Genomic DNA, 16,230 nt, shown 5'->3' on the forward strand with positions numbered 1-16,230 from the left:
CCCACGACGAAGAACGCGCCCCGCAGCAGCGGGGCGCGTTCTTCGTCAGGGGGCGCGACCGCGGTCTCGTGTCCGCGGTCCGGTGCCCGTCGTCAGTGACCGGCGGGCACGTACGCCTTCTGGCCGGCCTGCACGATCTCCTCGGCCTCGGCGGCGTCGCCCCAGCCGTCGGCCTTGACCCACTTGCCCGGCTCGAGGTCCTTGTAGCGCTCGAAGAAGTGCGCGATCTCGGCCTTCGTCTGCTCGTCGACGTCCGAGATGTCCTGGATGTGCTGCCAGCGCGGGTCCTTCGCGGGGACCACGAGCACCTTCGCGTCGCTGCCGGCCTCGTCGCTCATCTTGAAGACGCCGACCGGGCGGACCTTCACGCCCACGCCGGGGAACGCCGGGTACTCGAGGAGCACGAGCGCGTCCACCGGGTCGCCGTCCAGCCCGAGGGTGTTCTCGAAGAAGCCGTAGTCGGTCGGGTAGACGAACGACGTGAAGAGCACGCGGTCGAGGTAGACGCGACCGGTCTCGTGGTCGACCTCGTACTTGTTGCGGCTGCCCTTGGGGATCTCGATGACGACGTCGTACGCGGCCATGTGCACTCCTGGTCTGTCGGTGGTTCGGTGAGCGCGGCTAACGTTACCGGGTGAACTCCCCGCGTCCCCGGTTGGACCCTGCGACCGCCGAGACCCGCCGTGCGGTGCGGGTGCTGCTCGAGACGGCCCGTGCCGACGGCGTCGTCACCGAGGGGGACCTCGTGCTCGTGGCGCTCAGCGGCGGCGCGGACTCGCTCGCGCTCGCGGCGGCGACCGCGTTCGAGGCGCCGAAGCAGGCGCTGCGCGCCGGCGCCGTGGTGGTCGACCACGCGCTCCAGGAGGGCTCCGCGGAGGTCGCGATCCGCGCCTCCCGGCAGGCCGCGTCGCTGGGTCTCGACCCGGTGACGGTCCGCAGGGTCGCGGTCGGTTCCGCAGGCGGTCCCGAGAACGCCGCCCGGGAGGCACGGCACACGTCGATCGCGGAGGTCGCGTCCGCGACCGGGTCGCCGCTGGTGCTGTTCGGGCACACGCTGGACGACCAGGCCGAGACGGTCCTGCTCGGGCTCCTCCGCGGGAGCGGGCCCGACGCCCTGTCGGGCATGCCGCCGCTCGCGCGCCGCACCGTCGGACCGGCCTACGGACGACCGCTGCTCGGCGTCCGCCGCCACACCACCCGCGCAGCCTGCGTCGCCGCGGGCCTCGCGCCGTGGGACGACCCGCAGAACGACGACCCCGCGTACGGCCGCGTGCGTGTCCGCACCGCCCTGATGCCCGCGCTGGAACGGGAGCTCGGCGCCGGTGTGCCGGAGGCCCTCGCCCGCACGGCCGACCAGCTGCGCGAGGACTCCGCCGCGCTCGACCACTTCGCCGAGGAGATGGCGGAGGACCTCGCCGAGCACTCCGAGGCCGGCATCTCGCTCTCCGTGCGGCAGCTCGCCGCGAACCCGCCCGCCCTCCGGCAGCGGCTCGTGCGGCTCGCGGTCGAGAGCGAGTTCGGGGTGACGCTCTCGCGCGTGCAGACCCTCGAGGTGTGCCGCCTCGTCACCGACTGGCACGGACAGGGGCCGATCGCCCTCCCCGGGGTCAGCGCGTCCCGCGACGGCGACCGCTTGGCCTTCGCCGCCGGTTAGAGTGCTGTGGTGGAACTCTCCGACGTCCAGGCAGACCTGTCCGAAGTGCTCTTCACCCCCGAGCAGATCGACGAGAAGCTCGCCGAACTCGCCGCGGTGGTCGACCGTGACTACGCGGGCAAGGACCCGCTGCTCGTCGGCGTGCTCAAGGGCGCCGTCATGGTGATGGCCGACTTCTCGCGCCACCTCAAGATGCAGGCGCGGATGGACTGGATGGCGGTGTCGTCGTACGGCTCCGGCACGAAGTCGTCCGGCGTGGTGCGGATCCTCAAGGACCTCGACACCGACCTGCACGGCCGCGACGTCATCATCGTCGAGGACATCATCGACTCCGGGCTGACGCTGTCCTGGCTCAAGCAGAACCTCGAGTCCCGCGGTGCCGCGAGCGTCGAGATCGTCGCGCTCCTCCGCAAGCCCGAGGCGGCGAAGGTCGAGGTCGACGTCAAGTACGCCGGCTTCGAGATCCCGGACGCCTTCGTGGTGGGGTACGGCCTCGACTTCGACGAGCGCTACCGCAACCTGCGCGGCATCGGCGTGCTCGCGCCGCACGTCTACTCCTGAGCGCGTTCGGCTGACCCCGGCGGATCGTGGAGTTCGCCCGCAGAGGACACCCATTCTCGCCACAGAATCGCGGCCGTATGCTGACCTGCACGCAACTTCGGCAGAGAAAGGTGTCGGGCGTCCTGCCCGGATCACATGGACTTCAAGCGAATCCTCCGCGGGCCGTACATCTACATCCTGATCGCGCTCGTGGGGATCTGGATCGGGTGGGCGGTCATCAGTCAGGCCGGCACCCAGCAGATCGACACCCAGAAGGGCCTGCAGCAGCTCGCCGACGACAAGGTCTCCTCCGTCGTCGTGAACTCCACCGAGCAGCGGGTCGACCTCAAGCTCAAGGACGGCGCGACCGAGCAGTTCTACTACGCGACCCCGCGTGGTGAGGACGTCATCAAGGCCGTCGACGCCGCGAACCTGCCGGACGGCTACACCGACCGCGTGCAGCAGGGGAACTGGTTCCTGTCGCTGCTCAGCGTCCTCCTGCCGTTCCTCATCATCGGCGCCCTGTTCTGGTTCCTCCTCGCGAACGCGCAGGGCGGCGGCTCGAAGGTCATGCAGTTCGGCAAGTCCCGCGCGAAGATGAACAACAAGGAGAACCCGCAGGTCTCCTTCGCGGACGTCGCCGGCTCGGACGAGGCGATCGAGGAGCTCCACGAGATCAAGGAGTTCCTGCAGGAGCCGGCCAAGTTCCAGGCCGTCGGCGCGAAGATCCCGAAGGGCGTGCTGCTCTACGGCCCTCCCGGCACCGGCAAGACGCTGCTCGCGCGTGCCGTCGCGGGCGAGGCCGGCGTGCCGTTCTACTCGATCTCCGGTTCGGACTTCGTCGAGATGTTCGTCGGTGTCGGTGCGAGCCGTGTCCGTGACCTCTTCGACCAGGCGAAGCAGAACGCCCCGGCGATCGTCTTCATCGACGAGATCGACGCCGTGGGTCGTCACCGCGGCGCCGGCATCGGCGGCGGCAACGACGAGCGCGAGCAGACGCTGAACCAGCTCCTCGTCGAGATGGACGGCTTCGACGGCAAGACGAACGTCATCCTCATCGCCGCGACGAACCGTCCCGACGTGCTCGACCCCGCGCTCCTGCGCCCGGGCCGTTTCGACCGCCAGATCGGCGTCGACGCCCCGTCGCTCGACGGCCGCAGGCAGATCCTCGAGGTGCACGCGAAGGGCAAGCCGCTCGCCGCGAGCGTCGACCTCGGGCTGCTCGCCCGCAAGACGCCCGGGTTCACCGGTGCCGACCTCGCGAACGTGCTGAACGAGGCCGCGCTGCTGACGGCCCGCTCGAACGCGCAGCTCATCGACAACCGGGCCCTGGACGAGGCCGTCGACCGCGTCATGGCCGGTCCGCAGCGCCGGACGCGCATCATGTCCGACCAGGAGAAGCTGATCACGGCGTACCACGAGGGTGGTCACGCCCTGGCGGCCGCCGCGATGCGCCACACCGACCCGGTGACGAAGATCACGATCCTGCCGCGCGGCCGGGCCCTCGGCTACACGATGGTGCTCCCGCTCGAGGACAAGTACTCCGTCACGCGCAACGAACTGCTCGACCAGCTCACCTACGCCATGGGTGGCCGCGTCGCCGAGGAGATCGTCTTCCACGACCCGACCACGGGTGCGTCGAACGACATCGAGAAGGCCACGTCGACCGCGCGCAAGATGGTGACCGAGTACGGCATGAGCCGTGCGGTGGGTTCGGTGAAGCTCGGGTCCGGCTCCAGCGAGCCGTTCGTCGGTCGTGAGATGGGCGGCGGATCGGGGCGCGACTACTCGGAGAACATCGCCGAGACGGTCGACGCCGAGACCCGCGCGCTGCTCGAGGCCGCCCACGACGAGGCCTACCAGGTGCTCAACGACAACCGCGACATCCTCGACCGCCTCGCCGGTGAGCTCCTCGAGAAGGAGACGCTCGACGCACCGGAGCTCGTCGAGATCTTCAAGGACGTCCGCAAGCTGCCCGAGCGCCCGCAGTGGCTGTCGAGCGACAAGCGGCCGGTGTCGAACCTGCCGGCGATCGAGTTCCCTGGCCGGGCGGCTTCGACCGCAGCCGAGCCGAGCGACACCGAGTCGTCGACGAAGCCCCGTCGTCGTCCGTTCGGCAATCCCGGTATCGCCCCCGCGTAGGCCGGCATGACCGACCTGCCGACGAGACGCTCGCGTCGCCTCGCCGAAGCGGACCGTGCGCGCGCCGAGGAACACCGGGCGCGCGCCGCCGCGGCGGAACCGCCGACGGTCGCGATCGACCTCCGTGCACCTGCCCCGGTGCCGGAGATCGTGACCGGCGGCCGGCGCGACCGCGAGCGCACCCAGACGCCGACCGACGGCACGCGGGTGATGGGCATCCTCAACGTCACCCCGGACTCGTTCAGCGACGGCGGCCTGCACCAGGCCTACGACGCCGCGCTCCAGCACGCGCGGGACCTCGTCACCGCCGGCGCCGACCTCGTCGACGTCGGGGGCGAGTCCACCCGCCCGGGTGCCGAGCGCGTCCCGGTCGAGGTCGAGCAGGACCGCGTGCTCCCCGTCGTGCGCCAGCTGGTGTCCGAGGGCATCACCGTGAGCGTCGACACGATGAACGCCTCGACCGCCGAGCGGGCCGTGGAGGCCGGAGCCGCGATCGTCAACGACGTGTCCGGCGGGCTGGCCGACGACGACATGGCGCGGGTCGTGCGCGACACCGGTGCCGGCTTCGTCGTGATGCACTGGCGCGGGCACAGCGACCGGATGTACCGGAACGCGGAGTACGCGCACGCGGTGGACGAGGTCCGCCGCGAGGTCGAGCACCGCGTCGCCGAACTCATCATCCTGGGCGTGCGTGAGGAGCAGGTGGTCATCGACCCCGGCCTCGGGTTCGCCAAGCAGGGAGTGCAGAACTGGGAGATCCTGGCGGGCTACGAACGCTTCGCCTCGATCGGGTTGCCGGTGCTCGTCGCCGCCTCCCGCAAGCGGTTCCTCGACGGGGTCGGCAGCGCTGCCGGGGCCCCGCCGCGCGACCGCGACCTCGCCACCGCCGCCATCAGCCTGCTCGCCGCCGAACGCGGCGCGTGGGGGGTGCGCGTGCACGACCCCGCACCGACGCGTGCGGTGCTCGACGTCTGGGACGCCTGGAGGGCAGCACGATCGTGAACGACACCATCCGACTGACCGGGGTCCGCGCCCGGGGAAACCACGGCGTGTTCGACCACGAGCGCGCCGACGGGCAGGACTTCGTCGTCGACGTCGCCGTCGAGGTCGACGCCCGGGTCTCGTCCGGTTCGGACGACCTCGCCGACACCGTCCACTACGGCGTGGTCGCGGAGCAGGTGGTCGCCGAGATCGAACGCGACCCCGTCGACCTCATCGAGACGCTCGCCGAGCGCATCGCCGCAGCCGTGCTCACGCACCGAGCGGCCCGCGCGGTCGAGGTCACGGTGCACAAGCCGCAGGCGCCGATCACGGTGCCGTTCACGGACGTGTCCATCACGATCCGGCGGACCCGGGGCGGTGTACTGCCCGACGACCGCACCGAGGAAGAAGAGTGAGCCGCGCCGTCATCGCGCTCGGCGCCAACCTCGGCGACCGGGGGAGCACCCTCCGCGCAGCCGCGTCGGCGATCGCCGCGCTGCCCGGCGTCCGGCCCGTGGCCGCCAGCCGTGAGGTCGAGTCCGTCGCGGTGACGCTCGCGGGCCGGGACGAGTCGAAGCCGCGGTACCGCAACGCCGTGGTCGTGGTCGACACCGACCTGGAGCCGCAGGCCCTCCTCGACGCCCTCCACGGCATCGAGGACGAGCACGGCCGTACCCGCGAGGTCCGGTGGGGCGACCGGACGCTCGACCTCGACGTGGTCGCGATCGACGACCTCGTGCTCGACACGGACACCCTCACGGTGCCGCACCCGCGCGCGGCCGAGCGGGCGTTCGTGCTCGCACCGTGGGCGGACGCGGACCCGGAGGCCGTCCTGCCGGGTGCCGGACCCGTGGCCGAGCTGCTCGCCGCGCTCGGCGACGACACCGAGCGCGTCGACGAGCCCCGGCTCTTCGACGAGGTGACCGGGCCGGCCGACGCGACCCGCGCGAACGACGCGATCGGGCCGGACGACGCGACCCGAGCGGTCGACCCGACCCGCGCCTCCCGGCCGGAGACGCGACCGTGAGACCGACCCGCGCCTCCGTCCTCGCGAGTGTCGCGGCCGTCGCCGCCGTCGCGGGCTTCGCGGTCGACGCCGTCCTGGCCTCCCGCGGGGCACCCACGCTCCTGCTGTCCGTCGCCCTCGGCCTGACCCTCGCGTTCATCGGCATCGCCGTCGTGCTCATGGCGCGTCCGGTCCGCCGCCACGCGAAGGAGGGCGTGCTGCGGCAGCGCCCGGTCGACCCGCTGTACGCCACGCGCGTGGTCGTGCTCGCGAAGGCCTCGAGCATCGGCGGCGCGCTCTTCGGCGGCTTCGGTGCGGGCCTGCTGGTGTACCTCCTGACCCGGAGCGTGACGCCTTCGCTAGGCTCGACCCTGCCGAACGCCGTGGCGTTCGGCGGCGCCGTCGTCCTGACGGTCTGCGCACTGGTCGCCGAACGCATGTGCATCGCTCCTCCGGGCGACGACGACCGCGACGACCACGGCGGCGGCTCGACGGCCACCAACTGAGGGAGCGGAGCCCGCGATGCCGAGAGAACGACTCGACGAGCCGGGCCTCGGCCTGACCGGGACCACCTGGACGAGGGTGTCGCCCAAGCTCGTGTGGACGGAGCTCGTCACCACGGTGCTGATCGGCGTCGTCGTCACCGCCGGCTGCGTGCTGCTCGGTGTCGTGAACGGCGGCTTCGGCCGACCTGCCGGGGTCGTCTGGACCTCGGTCGCGATCGTGATCGGCGTCGCAGCCCTGGTCACGGTCGTCCTGACCCCGCGCCGGGTCCGGTCGATCGGGTACGCGCTGCGCGACGACGACCTGGTGTTCCGGCGCGGCCTCATGTGGCAGCGCTTCACGGCCGTGCCCTACGGCCGCATGCAGCTCGTGGACGTCGCCCGCGGTCCGCTCGACCGCGCGCTCGGCATGAGCGAGCTCAAGTTCGTGACCGCGGCCGCCGCGACGAACGTCCGCATCCCGGGCATCCCCGCGGCCGACGCCGACGAACTCCGGGACCGGCTGGTGGAGCTCGCCGAGTCCCGCCGCGCCGGGCTCTGAGGTGGTGTCGTGACCTTCCGCCCCGGCCCTGCGCTGCCGACCCCGCCGGGTCAGGTGGGCAACGCCGCCGCCGCCGCGCCCCTCACCGACGGCGAGTGGCACCGCCTGCACCCGCTGACCCCGCTGCTGCGCGGTGGCATCTTCCTCATCGTCGTGCTCGGGTACGTGCTCAACAGCCTGCGCGACCAGCTCGTCGAGTTCTTCATCCCCGGGGGCGGTCCGCAGGACGACGGCGACCCGGTGCGCTACGTGTACGAGCACGGCGCGGTGGGCTGGGTGCTGCTCGGCATCGTGGTGCTGCTCGTGGTGCTCATCGGGCTCTTCTACCTGTCCTGGCGCATGCACGAGTTCCGCGTCACGGGCGAGATCGTCGAGGTCCGTTCGGGCGTGCTCTTCCGCAACCACCGCAAGGCCCGCCTCGACCGCATCCAGGGCATCAACATCTCCCGGCCGATCGTGCCCCGGCTCCTCGGCACCGCGAAGCTCGAGATCGCCCAGGCCGGCAACGACGCCAACGTGCAGCTCGCCTACCTCGGGTCGAAGCCCGCCGAGGACCTCCGGCGGCGGATCCTGGTGCTCGCCTCCGGTGCGAAGGAGGACGACCAGCAGGGTCCGGAGCGCGCCTCGTACGGTGTGCTGCAGGACCGGCTCGAGGAGGTCTTCTCGCCCGAGCTCGACCCCGAGGCCGTGCGCGCCACCCGGATCGTCAAGGTGCACCCGGGTCGCCTGATCGCGTCGATGCTGCTCTCCACGACGACGGTGTTCCTCGTGCTCCTCGTCGTCGCCATGGTCGTGAGCATCTCGGTGACCGGCGAGTACGGCATCCTCCTCGCGCTGTTCCCGGCGGTGATCGGTGCCGGCGGCTACTACGTCCGGAAGTTCTCCCGCTCGCTGCAGTACACGATCGCCGAGACCCGTGACGGCATCCGCATCGGCTTCGGCCTGGTCTCGACCTCGAACGAGACGCTGCCGCCGGGCCGGATCCACGCCGTGAGCGTCGCCCAGCCGCTGCTCTGGCGGCCGTTCGGCTGGTGGGACATCCGCATCAACCGGGCCACGAACGCCGGCAACGGCCAGTCGACGAACCAGCAGGCGTCGTCGATCGTGCTCCCGGTGGGCCGCGCCGAGGACGTCCGCGAGGTGCTCGACATCATCCTCCCCGGGCTCGTCGGCACGGCCGTCGCGGGACCGCGGGCGTCGCAGGAGCAGCTCCGCGAGGGCTCGGCCGAGGCCGTTGGGGTCGTCGACGACAGCCTCACGACGTCCGGCGACCGCGGCGGCTTCGTGCACTCGCCCGGTCGCGGCGCCTGGTTCCGGCCGCTCTCGTTCCGGCGCAACGGCTACCGCTTCGTGCAGGGCGCGGTGCTGTTCCGGCTCGGCGCCGTGTGGCGCTCCCTCGTCATCGTGCCGCTGCCGCGGGTGCAGAGCGTGAAGGTCTCCCAGGGCCCGCTGGAACGGGTGCTGCGGCTCGCCTCCGCCCACGTCCACACCGTCCAGGGGCCGGTCAGCGCGCACATCGGCGCGCTGGACGCGCGCGACGCGCAGCAGCTGTGGTCGGAGACCGCTCGGCGCGCGGTCGAGGCGGCCGCCGTCGACACCTCCCACCGGTGGCGCGAACGGGAGGCGCGGCTCGCGTCCGCCACGGCCGCGGCGGGCGTCGACGGGGTCGCCCCCGGCGCCGCCCCGGCCACCGGCCCCGGAGCACCCGCCTGGCGGGCGCAGGACGGGCCTCCCGGCTGGGACGGGCCTCCCGGCTGGGACCACGCACCGGACCCCGGAGCGGTCCGGTGAGGGCAGGACGGCTCGGCGTCGGGATCGTCGGCGCCGGACGGGTCGGCCCGGTGCTCGGGGCCGCGCTCGCGAACGCGGAGCACGCGGTCGTCGGGGTGACCGCCGTGTCGGACGCGGGCCGCGACCGTGCCGAGGCGATGCTGCCGGGCGTGCCGGTCCTCGCGACGCCGGACCTCGTCGAGCGGAGCGAGCTCGTGCTGCTCGCGGTGCCCGACGACCAGCTCGCCGAACTCGTGCAGGGCCTCGCGGACGCGGGCATCTGGCAGCCCGGGCAGCTCGTCGTGCACACGAGCCCCGACCACGGCACCGAGATCCTCCGACCCGCGCTGGCGGCCGGCGCGATCCCGCTCGCGATCCACCCCGCGATGGTCTTCACGGGCACCAGCGTCGACCTCACCCGGCTGCGGGACGCGTACTGCGCCGTCACCGCGCCCGGGCCGGTGCTGCCGATCGCGCAGGCGCTCGTGGTCGAGATGGGCGCGGAGCCGTTCGTCGTCAGCGAGCGGGACCGGCCCGCCTACGCCGACGCCGTCCGGGCCGCCGCGAGCTTCTCCACCGCGATCGTCGAGCAGTCCGCCGGGACCCTCGACGGCATCGGGGTCGAGCACCCCGGCCGGGTCCTCGGCGCCCTCGTGCGGAGCGCCGTCGACAACGCCCTCGCCGCCGCGGACGGTCAGGCGCGGCTGTGACGGGAGCGGTTCCTGTCGGGACGCCGGCGCCGGGTAGCATTTCCGCATCCCCCACGACCCCACCGGAGCCGCACCCTTCATGAGCGAAGCAACCGCCGCCGACGCCACGTCCGCAGACCTCGCCGCCGACCTCGAGGCCGCCGAGACCAGCGAGCAGCGGCAGGTCCGGCTCGACAAGCGCGCGAAGCTGCTCGACGCCGGGGTCGAGGCCTACCCCGCGGCGCTCCCCATCACGGCGACCATCCCCGAGGTCCGTGCGCAGTACGCGTCGCTCGAGACCGGCGAGGAGACCCAGGACGTCGTGGGCCTCGCCGGACGGATTGTGTTCTCGCGCAACACCGGCAAGCTCTGCTTCGCGTCGCTGCAGTCCGGCGACGGATCGCGAATCCAGGCGATGGTCTCCCTCGCCGAGGTGGGCGAGGACTCGCTCGCGCGCTGGAAGGAGTTCGTCGACCTCGGCGACCACGTCTTCGTGCACGGCCGGGTCATCTCCTCCCGTCGCGGCGAGCTGTCGATCATGGTCGACGACTGGCAGATCGCGGCGAAGGCGATCCTCCCGCTGCCGAACCTGCACAACGAGCTGAACGAGGAGACGCGGGTCCGCCAGCGCTACCTCGACCTCATCGTGCGCGAGGACGCCCGCAAGACCGTCCGCGCCCGTGCGGCCGTGATGGCCTCACTCCGGCAGACGTTCGCGTCCCACGAGTACCTCGAGGTCGAGACGCCGATGCTGCAGACCCAGCACGGCGGGGCCTCGGCGCGGCCGTTCGTCACGCACTCGAACGCCTTCGACACCGAGCTGTTCCTCCGCATCGCGCCCGAGCTCTTCCTCAAGCGGGCCGTCGTCGGCGGCATCGACCGCGTGTTCGAGGTGAACCGCAACTTCCGCAACGAGGGCGCCGACTCCACGCACTCGCCCGAGTTCGCGATGCTCGAGGCCTACCAGGCGTACGGCGACTACGAGCAGATGGCCGACCTCACGCAGGAGCTCGTGCAGAACGCCGCCCGCGCCGTGACGGGCGGGTCGCTCGAGGTCACCTGGGCCGACGGCACCACGTACGACCTCGGCGGCGAGTGGCCGCGCATCGACATGTACGGTTCGCTGTCCGAGGCGGCCGGCCGCGAGATCACCCCGGAGACGCCGCTGTCCGAGCTGCAGGCGCTCGCCGACGCCGAGGGTGTCGAGGTCGCCCACGCCACGCACGGCAAGTACGTCGAGGAGCTCTGGGAGCACTTCGTCATCGACTCGCTCGACCGCCCGACGTTCGTCATGAACTTCCCGGTCGACACCTCGCCGCTGACCCGGGAGCACCGGACGCGTCCGGGCATCGTCGAGAAGTGGGACCTCTACGTGCGTGGCTTCGAGCTCGCGACCGCGTACTCCGAGCTGGTCGACCCGGTCGTGCAGCGCGAACGGTTCGTCGAGCAGGCGAAGCTCGCGGCGGGCGGCGACCCCGAGGCGATGCGGGTCGACGAGGAGTTCCTCCGCGCGCTCGAGCACGCGATGCCGCCGTCGGGTGGCATGGGCATGGGCATCGACCGCCTGCTCATGGCCATCACGGGCCTGGGCATCCGCGAGACGATCCTGTTCCCACTGGTCAAGTGACCGCGAGGAGCGGGGGCCGCTCGCGGTGCGGTCTCCGCTCCCGGAGCTCCCGGAGCTCCCGGTCCGGCTGCCGTTCCTCGCGGTCCTGTTGCCGGTTCCCGCGCACGGAGGCCACACACCAGCGTCGCGCGTAGTGTCCGGGACACCGCCCCGTCGGAGACCACTCCCACGACGGCGTGGGTGCGACCGCTGGTCGGTCGTCGGCCCCGGGGCGCCAAGGGATCGAGGAGGATCACCATGGCAACGAACCACGCGGTCGCCTACAAGGGGCCCGGACAGGTCGAGGTCATCGAGACCGAGTACCCGACCTTCGAGCTCAAGGACGGACCCGGGGTCAACCCCGCGAACGTCGGGCGGAAGGTGAACCACGGCGCGATCCTGCGCACCGTGGCGACCAACATCTGCGGCAGCGACCAGCACATGGTCCGTGGTCGCACGACCGCGCCGTCCGACCTGGTGCTCGGGCACGAGATCACCGGTGAGGTGGTCGAGGTCGGTCCGGACGTCGAGTTCATCAAGGTCGGGGACCTCGTCTCCGTGCCCTTCAACATCGCCTGCGGGCGCTGCCGGAACTGCAAGGAGCGCAAGACCGGCATCTGCCTGAACGTCAACCCCGACCGGCCCGGGAGCGCCTACGGCTACGTCGACATGGGCGGCTGGGTCGGCGGCCAGGCCGAGTACGTCCTCGTGCCCTACGCCGACTGGAACCTGCTGAAGTTCCCGGACCGCGACCAGGCGCTGGAGAAGATCCTCGACCTCGCGATGCTGTCCGACATCTTCCCGACCGGGTTCCACGGCGCAGTGACCGCCGGGGTCGAGGTCGGCTCCACCGTGTACGTCGCCGGCGCCGGCCCGGTCGGCCTCGCCGCGGCCACCGGTGCCCTCCTGCTCGGCGCGAGCGTCGTGATCGTCGGGGACATGAACGCCGACCGACTGGCCCAGGCCCGAACGTTCGGCTGTGAGACCGTCGACCTCACCAAGGGCGACCCGGCGGACCAGATCGACCAGATCCTCGGCGAACCCCTGGTGGACTGCGGCATCGACGCGGTCGGCTTCGAGGCGAAGGGCCACGGCGCCGGATCGGACCACGAGGCCCCGGCAACCGTGCTCAACTCCCTGATGGACATCACGGCGGCCGGCGGCGCCCTCGGCATCCCGGGGCTCTACGTCACGGGGGACCCGGGCGGCATCGACGAGGCGGCGCAGAAGGGTGCCCTGTCGCTGAGCCTCGGGACCGGCTGGGCGAAGTCGCTGTCGTTCACGACGGGGCAGTGCCCGGTCATGAAGTACAACCGGCAGCTGATGATGGCGATCCTCCACGACCGCACGAGCATCGCGAAGAACGTGAACGCGAAGGCGATCGGTCTCGAGGACGCGCCGCGCGGCTACGCGGAGTTCGACCAGGGCGCGGCGACGAAGTACGTCCTCAACCCGAACGGACTCATCCCGGCTGCCTGATCGACGGCATCCGTCGGACGACGCAGCCGCGTGCCCGCGCCGTCCGACGGACCACGGCCCCACCGGGGACACCGTGCTCCACGGGGAGGGGCGTTAGGATGCTGCCGTGCCGCATGGAGTCGTGACCGGGATCATCTTCGCCCTGACGCCGACCGTCATCGTCGGCCTCATCTTCTGGTTCGTCATGCGCGCCATCATGCGGGCGGACCGCACGGAACGAGCCGCCTACGCCAAGGTCGAGGCGGAGGAGCGCGCCCGCTTCGAGCGTGAACACGGGCGCCCCGCGCCGTCCCCCGCCTCCGCCGAGTAGCGATCGGGTCGCTCCGCGCGCCGACCCGGCCGGGTCGGTTCACCGGTGGTTCACGCGCCGGTGCTGCACTGACGGCATGACCGCCGTCACGCCGGGCCCCGCCGACCGCGAGAACACCGACCGCCGTTCCGTCGTCGACGCGAACGACCTCGGCGCCGACGTCGGCGATCTCGACGCGGTCGAACCCGAGGACGCGTTCGGCCACCCGGTGCTCGGCGACCCCGTGCGGGACGAGCCGTGGGCGGACGGCGACGAGGACGACGTCGACGTCTGACCGTCCGGGCATCGTCACCCGCCGTTCACCGGCCCGATGCGCGGCGGTCGCGTCCCGGGGCGACGATCGTCCGCATGCCCAAGACCCAGTTCCCCCTCGGCCGCAGCCTCGTCGGCGACATCGAGAGCGAGTACGACGAGTTCGACCGCGACGCCGACCTCGAGGTCTCGAAGCGCCGGGACGGGTGGCTCGAACCCTCCTGGTGAGCCCCATCTGATCGCTCTTCGGGGTACGACGTCCGGATGTCCACGATCCGGAACGCCGTACCCCTTTTCCGTGTCCACTGGGCGCTGCCGATCGGGGTACACCCTCGGAAACGGGGAAGAAACACCACTGCAACGGCGGAAACATCGCGCAATGCCCTTGATCTGGGGCCATCCGCCGGGCCAGACTGGCTTCACGCTGTACCCCGTGGGGGACGGTTCCGATGGCCAAGCACGGAGATCCCTGGGAATCGTTCGGATCGATTTGTGGGGTACACCTCGCAACCGCTTTACTCATCAGCACCCCCACCGAGGCCCCCATCACCGTCGAACGCAGGGAGAGAGTCAGATGACGATCGCAACGGCAGCACCGACCACGAACGGCACCAGCGCCCGCCGCAGCACGACGAAGAAGGCCGCAGCAGCGAAGGCCGCCGACGCGACCGTCGAGACGACCACCCTCGACACCGAGGTCGAGGCGGACGAGCAGCTCGCCGGTGTCCGCGGTGCATCCGTCGACCAGGTCGGCGACTACCTCCGGCACATCGGCCGGCTCTCCCTCCTCACCGCGGAGGAAGAAGCGCAGATCGCCCGCCGCATCGAGGTCGGCCTCTTCGCGGAGGAGAAGCTCACCACCGAGCCCGGGCTCGACAAGACCCTGCAGCGTGAGCTGCGCTGGCTCGTCCGCGACGGTGAGCGCGCCAAGGAGCGCATGATCACCTCGAACCTCCGCCTCGTCGTGAGCATCGCGAAGCGGTACTCGCAGCGCGGCCTCCCCTTCATGGACGTCATCCAGGAGGGCAACCTCGGCCTGGTGCGCGCGGTCGAGAAGTTCGACTTCACGCAGGGCTACAAGTTCTCGACCTACGCGACGTGGTGGATCCGCCAGGCCATCTCGCGTGGTCTCGCCGACAAGGCGCGCACCATCCGCATCCCGGTCCACACCGTCGAGCTCATCAACAAGATCAGCCGCACCGAGCGCGACCTCACCGTCGACCTCGGCCGCGCCCCGATGCCCGACGAGGTCGCCGCGGAGCTCAGCATGAGCGTCGAGGAACTGCTCGACCTCAAGGGCCGCTCGCACGAGCCCGTGTCGATCCACACCGTCGTCGGCGACTCGGACGACAGCGAGCTCGGCGACTTCATCGAGGACGAGGACGCCGCGAGCCCGAACGAGCTCACCGAGACGACCCTGCTGCACCGCGACATCCGCTCGATCGTCGCCGAGCTGCCGAGCGACGAGGCGAACGTGATCCGCATGCGCTACGGCCTCGACGACGACAAGCCGATGACGCTCGACGAGATCTCGAAGATCGTGCACACGACCCGCCAGGCCGTGAGCCGGGTGGAGTCGCGCGCCAAGCTGCGCCTGTTCGCCAAGGCGGTCTCGCAGGACATGCAGCTGTACCTGACCGACTGAGGTCAGTGGACTTCGGCCGGGGCGACAGCTCCGGCTCGGGGAACCGGGTCGTCCTGTGGGAAGGCGGCCCGGTGGGGTGATGGGAAGGCCCGTCCCGGCGATGCCGGGGCGGGCCACTCGTCGTTCCGGGGCGTCGGAGGCTCCGACCGTCCCGTGGTCACCCCGCTCGGCTCACTCCTCGAGGTCGTGCGACAGCTTCTGCCGGAGGTCCTGCGGGATGAGCTCGATGAGCTGGTCCGGCCGCACGGGCAGGTCGAGCAGGCTGAGCTTCACCCGACCGGTCCGACCGTGCCGTGCCGCGTCGAGCCGGACGACGCTCGACGCGTCCTTGCGCAGTCTGACGTCGATCTGGGCGCCCGTCGCGACCTCGCCCACCACGAGCCCGTCGACCTCGAGTGCCGCGCTCCGGGTGCCCTCGGCGATGTCGAGCCGGTAGCGCTCGCGCGCCGCGAGGACCACGGACCGGTCGATGCCCGCCATCGGAGCGACCGGCGTGACGACGGACCCGGACAGCGCGGGGGAGAGGACCGGGCCGCCCGCCGCGTAGTTGTAGGCGGTGGAGCCGGCCGGGGTCGACGCCACGATCGCGTCCGCGCGGTAGTAGCCGTACCCGAGCCCGCCGACACTGAGGTCCGCCGAGACCTGCCCGGCACCCGGGCGTCGGACCACGGTGAGGTCGTTGAACGCCAGGTACTCGGTCCGCGCACCGCTCCACGACAGCTTCGCCTCGAGGGCGTGGTGCGGTTCGAGCTGGTAGTCGCCGGCGGACAGGCGTTCGAGTGCCGCCTCGAGCTCCGGCGGCTCGATCTCCACGAGGAAGCCCACGTTGCCGTAGTTCACGCCGAGCACGGGGACCGGCCGCCGGGCCACGAGACGCATCGCGCCGAGCATGGTCCCGTCGCCGCCGAGCGCGACCACCAGGTCGACCCGATCGGTGAAGTCGTCCTCGTCGACGACGTCGATCGTGCCGCCGAGGCGCCCGGCGTCCGCCCGTCGCGCGATGAGCTCGCCGCGGCCGGAGGCGTTCCAGCGACGCAGGGTCTCGACGGACTCCTGCACGTTCTTGGTCGGGTGGACGACGAGGCCGACGACGGGCTGCTCCATGCCCGGAT

General features: G+C 71.7%; 18 protein-coding genes. 16 read left to right on the forward strand and 2 right to left on the reverse strand.

Annotated features, from left to right (window positions below; genetic code table 11):
• Window positions 1-92 precede the first annotated feature (92 nt).
• Complete coding sequence (locus tag MON03_RS00775; RefSeq protein ID WP_022902808.1) at window positions 93-584, reverse strand: inorganic diphosphatase; 492 nt, start codon at window positions 582-584, stop codon at window positions 93-95.
• A 50-nt stretch (window positions 585-634) separates the two neighbouring features.
• Here MON03_RS00775 and tilS point away from each other — a divergent pair, with 50 nt between their 5' ends.
• The 16 genes from tilS (at window position 635) to MON03_RS00850 (ending at window position 15,118) form a co-directional block, all read left to right on the forward strand.
• A complete protein-coding gene (tilS, locus tag MON03_RS00780; protein ID WP_242089903.1) occupies window positions 635-1,654 on the forward strand; it encodes a tRNA lysidine(34) synthetase TilS in 1,020 nt (339 codons plus the stop codon).
• 9 nt (window positions 1,655-1,663) lie between these two features.
• Window positions 1,664-2,215 carry a hypoxanthine phosphoribosyltransferase gene (hpt, locus tag MON03_RS00785; protein WP_031272831.1) on the forward strand — a complete coding sequence of 184 codons (552 nt, stop codon included), beginning with the start codon at window positions 1,664-1,666 and terminating at the stop codon, window positions 2,213-2,215.
• Window positions 2,216-2,350: 135 nt separating this feature from the next.
• Window positions 2,351-4,336 (forward strand): ATP-dependent zinc metalloprotease FtsH, encoded by a 1,986-nt coding sequence (ftsH, locus tag MON03_RS00790; RefSeq protein ID WP_242089904.1) that lies wholly within the window; start codon window positions 2,351-2,353, stop codon window positions 4,334-4,336.
• A gap of 6 nt (window positions 4,337-4,342) precedes the next feature.
• A complete protein-coding gene (gene folP / locus MON03_RS00795) occupies window positions 4,343-5,338 on the forward strand; it encodes a dihydropteroate synthase (protein ID WP_242089905.1) in 996 nt (331 codons plus the stop codon).
• Window positions 5,335-5,733 (forward strand): dihydroneopterin aldolase, encoded by a 399-nt coding sequence (gene folB / locus MON03_RS00800; RefSeq protein WP_031273263.1) that lies wholly within the window; start codon window positions 5,335-5,337, stop codon window positions 5,731-5,733. Before folP ends, folB begins: the two co-directional genes overlap by 4 nt.
• The gene (folK, locus tag MON03_RS00805) at window positions 5,730-6,344 is read left to right on the forward strand and encodes a 2-amino-4-hydroxy-6-hydroxymethyldihydropteridine diphosphokinase (RefSeq protein ID WP_242089906.1); all 615 of its coding nucleotides are present in this window, start codon (window positions 5,730-5,732) and stop codon (window positions 6,342-6,344) included. Before folB ends, folK begins: the two co-directional genes overlap by 4 nt.
• Window positions 6,341-6,829: a DUF3180 domain-containing protein gene (locus MON03_RS00810; protein WP_242089907.1), complete on the forward strand. Its 489-nt coding sequence runs from the start codon at window positions 6,341-6,343 to the stop codon at window positions 6,827-6,829. The genes folK and MON03_RS00810 overlap by 4 nt, the downstream gene beginning before the upstream one ends.
• Window positions 6,830-6,845: 16 nt before the next feature.
• On the forward strand, window positions 6,846-7,367 hold the full coding sequence (locus tag MON03_RS00815; protein ID WP_022903306.1) for a PH domain-containing protein: 522 nt from the start codon (window positions 6,846-6,848) through the stop codon (window positions 7,365-7,367).
• 9 nt (window positions 7,368-7,376) lie between these two features.
• Complete coding sequence (locus MON03_RS00820) at window positions 7,377-9,158, forward strand: PH domain-containing protein (RefSeq protein WP_242089908.1); 1,782 nt, start codon at window positions 7,377-7,379, stop codon at window positions 9,156-9,158.
• On the forward strand, window positions 9,155-9,847 hold the full coding sequence (locus MON03_RS00825; RefSeq protein ID WP_022903308.1) for a Rossmann-like and DUF2520 domain-containing protein: 693 nt from the start codon (window positions 9,155-9,157) through the stop codon (window positions 9,845-9,847). Before MON03_RS00820 ends, MON03_RS00825 begins: the two co-directional genes overlap by 4 nt.
• Window positions 9,848-9,926: 79 nt before the next feature.
• Complete coding sequence (lysS, locus tag MON03_RS00830; RefSeq protein WP_242089909.1) at window positions 9,927-11,453, forward strand: lysine--tRNA ligase; 1,527 nt, start codon at window positions 9,927-9,929, stop codon at window positions 11,451-11,453.
• Window positions 11,454-11,690: 237 nt separating this feature from the next.
• Entirely contained in the window at window positions 11,691-12,911 is a 1,221-nt protein-coding gene (gene fdhA / locus MON03_RS00835) for a formaldehyde dehydrogenase, glutathione-independent (RefSeq protein ID WP_175327952.1), read from the forward strand.
• A 106-nt stretch (window positions 12,912-13,017) separates the two neighbouring features.
• Window positions 13,018-13,221 (forward strand): hypothetical protein, encoded by a 204-nt coding sequence (locus tag MON03_RS00840; RefSeq protein WP_031273270.1) that lies wholly within the window; start codon window positions 13,018-13,020, stop codon window positions 13,219-13,221.
• Window positions 13,222-13,297: 76 nt separating this feature from the next.
• Window positions 13,298-13,495 (forward strand): hypothetical protein, encoded by a 198-nt coding sequence (locus tag MON03_RS00845; RefSeq protein WP_242089911.1) that lies wholly within the window; start codon window positions 13,298-13,300, stop codon window positions 13,493-13,495.
• A 74-nt stretch (window positions 13,496-13,569) separates the two neighbouring features.
• Entirely contained in the window at window positions 13,570-13,701 is a 132-nt protein-coding gene (locus MON03_RS17335) for a hypothetical protein (protein WP_261976536.1), read from the forward strand.
• Window positions 13,702-14,047: 346 nt separating this feature from the next.
• Window positions 14,048-15,118 carry a sigma-70 family RNA polymerase sigma factor gene (locus MON03_RS00850; RefSeq protein WP_022903313.1) on the forward strand — a complete coding sequence of 357 codons (1,071 nt, stop codon included), beginning with the start codon at window positions 14,048-14,050 and terminating at the stop codon, window positions 15,116-15,118.
• Between the two features lie 171 nt (window positions 15,119-15,289).
• Here the strand turns inward: MON03_RS00850 and MON03_RS00855 are convergent, their stop codons facing one another.
• Window positions 15,290-16,222 carry an NAD(+)/NADH kinase gene (locus MON03_RS00855; RefSeq protein WP_022903314.1) on the reverse strand — a complete coding sequence of 311 codons (933 nt, stop codon included), beginning with the start codon at window positions 16,220-16,222 and terminating at the stop codon, window positions 15,290-15,292.
• Window positions 16,223-16,230 lie beyond the last annotated feature (8 nt).

The sequence above is a fragment of the Curtobacterium sp. DN_7.5 genome, from assembly GCF_022655355.1.
Taxonomy (GTDB): domain Bacteria; phylum Actinomycetota; class Actinomycetes; order Actinomycetales; family Microbacteriaceae; genus Curtobacterium; species Curtobacterium luteum.

Bases quoted from the DNA above. Each gene is read 5' to 3' on its own strand.
- MON03_RS00855 (WP_022903314.1), bottom strand. From the start codon at position 16,222: ATGGAGCAGCCCGTCGTCGGCCTCGTCGTCCACCCGACCAAGAACGTG.
- lysS (WP_242089909.1), top strand. From the start codon at position 9,927: ATGAGCGAAGCAACCGCCGCCGACGCCACGTCCGCAGACCTCGCCGCC.
- MON03_RS17335 (WP_261976536.1), top strand. From the start codon at position 13,570: ATGCCCAAGACCCAGTTCCCCCTCGGCCGCAGCCTCGTCGGCGACATC.
- ftsH (WP_242089904.1), top strand. From the start codon at position 2,351: ATGGACTTCAAGCGAATCCTCCGCGGGCCGTACATCTACATCCTGATC.
- fdhA (WP_175327952.1), top strand. From the start codon at position 11,691: ATGGCAACGAACCACGCGGTCGCCTACAAGGGGCCCGGACAGGTCGAG.
- MON03_RS00775 (WP_022902808.1), bottom strand. From the start codon at position 584: ATGGCCGCGTACGACGTCGTCATCGAGATCCCCAAGGGCAGCCGCAAC.
- MON03_RS00850 (WP_022903313.1), top strand. From the start codon at position 14,048: ATGACGATCGCAACGGCAGCACCGACCACGAACGGCACCAGCGCCCGC.
- folP (WP_242089905.1), top strand. From the start codon at position 4,343: ATGACCGACCTGCCGACGAGACGCTCGCGTCGCCTCGCCGAAGCGGAC.
- MON03_RS00815 (WP_022903306.1), top strand. From the start codon at position 6,846: ATGCCGAGAGAACGACTCGACGAGCCGGGCCTCGGCCTGACCGGGACC.
- MON03_RS00845 (WP_242089911.1), top strand. From the start codon at position 13,298: ATGACCGCCGTCACGCCGGGCCCCGCCGACCGCGAGAACACCGACCGC.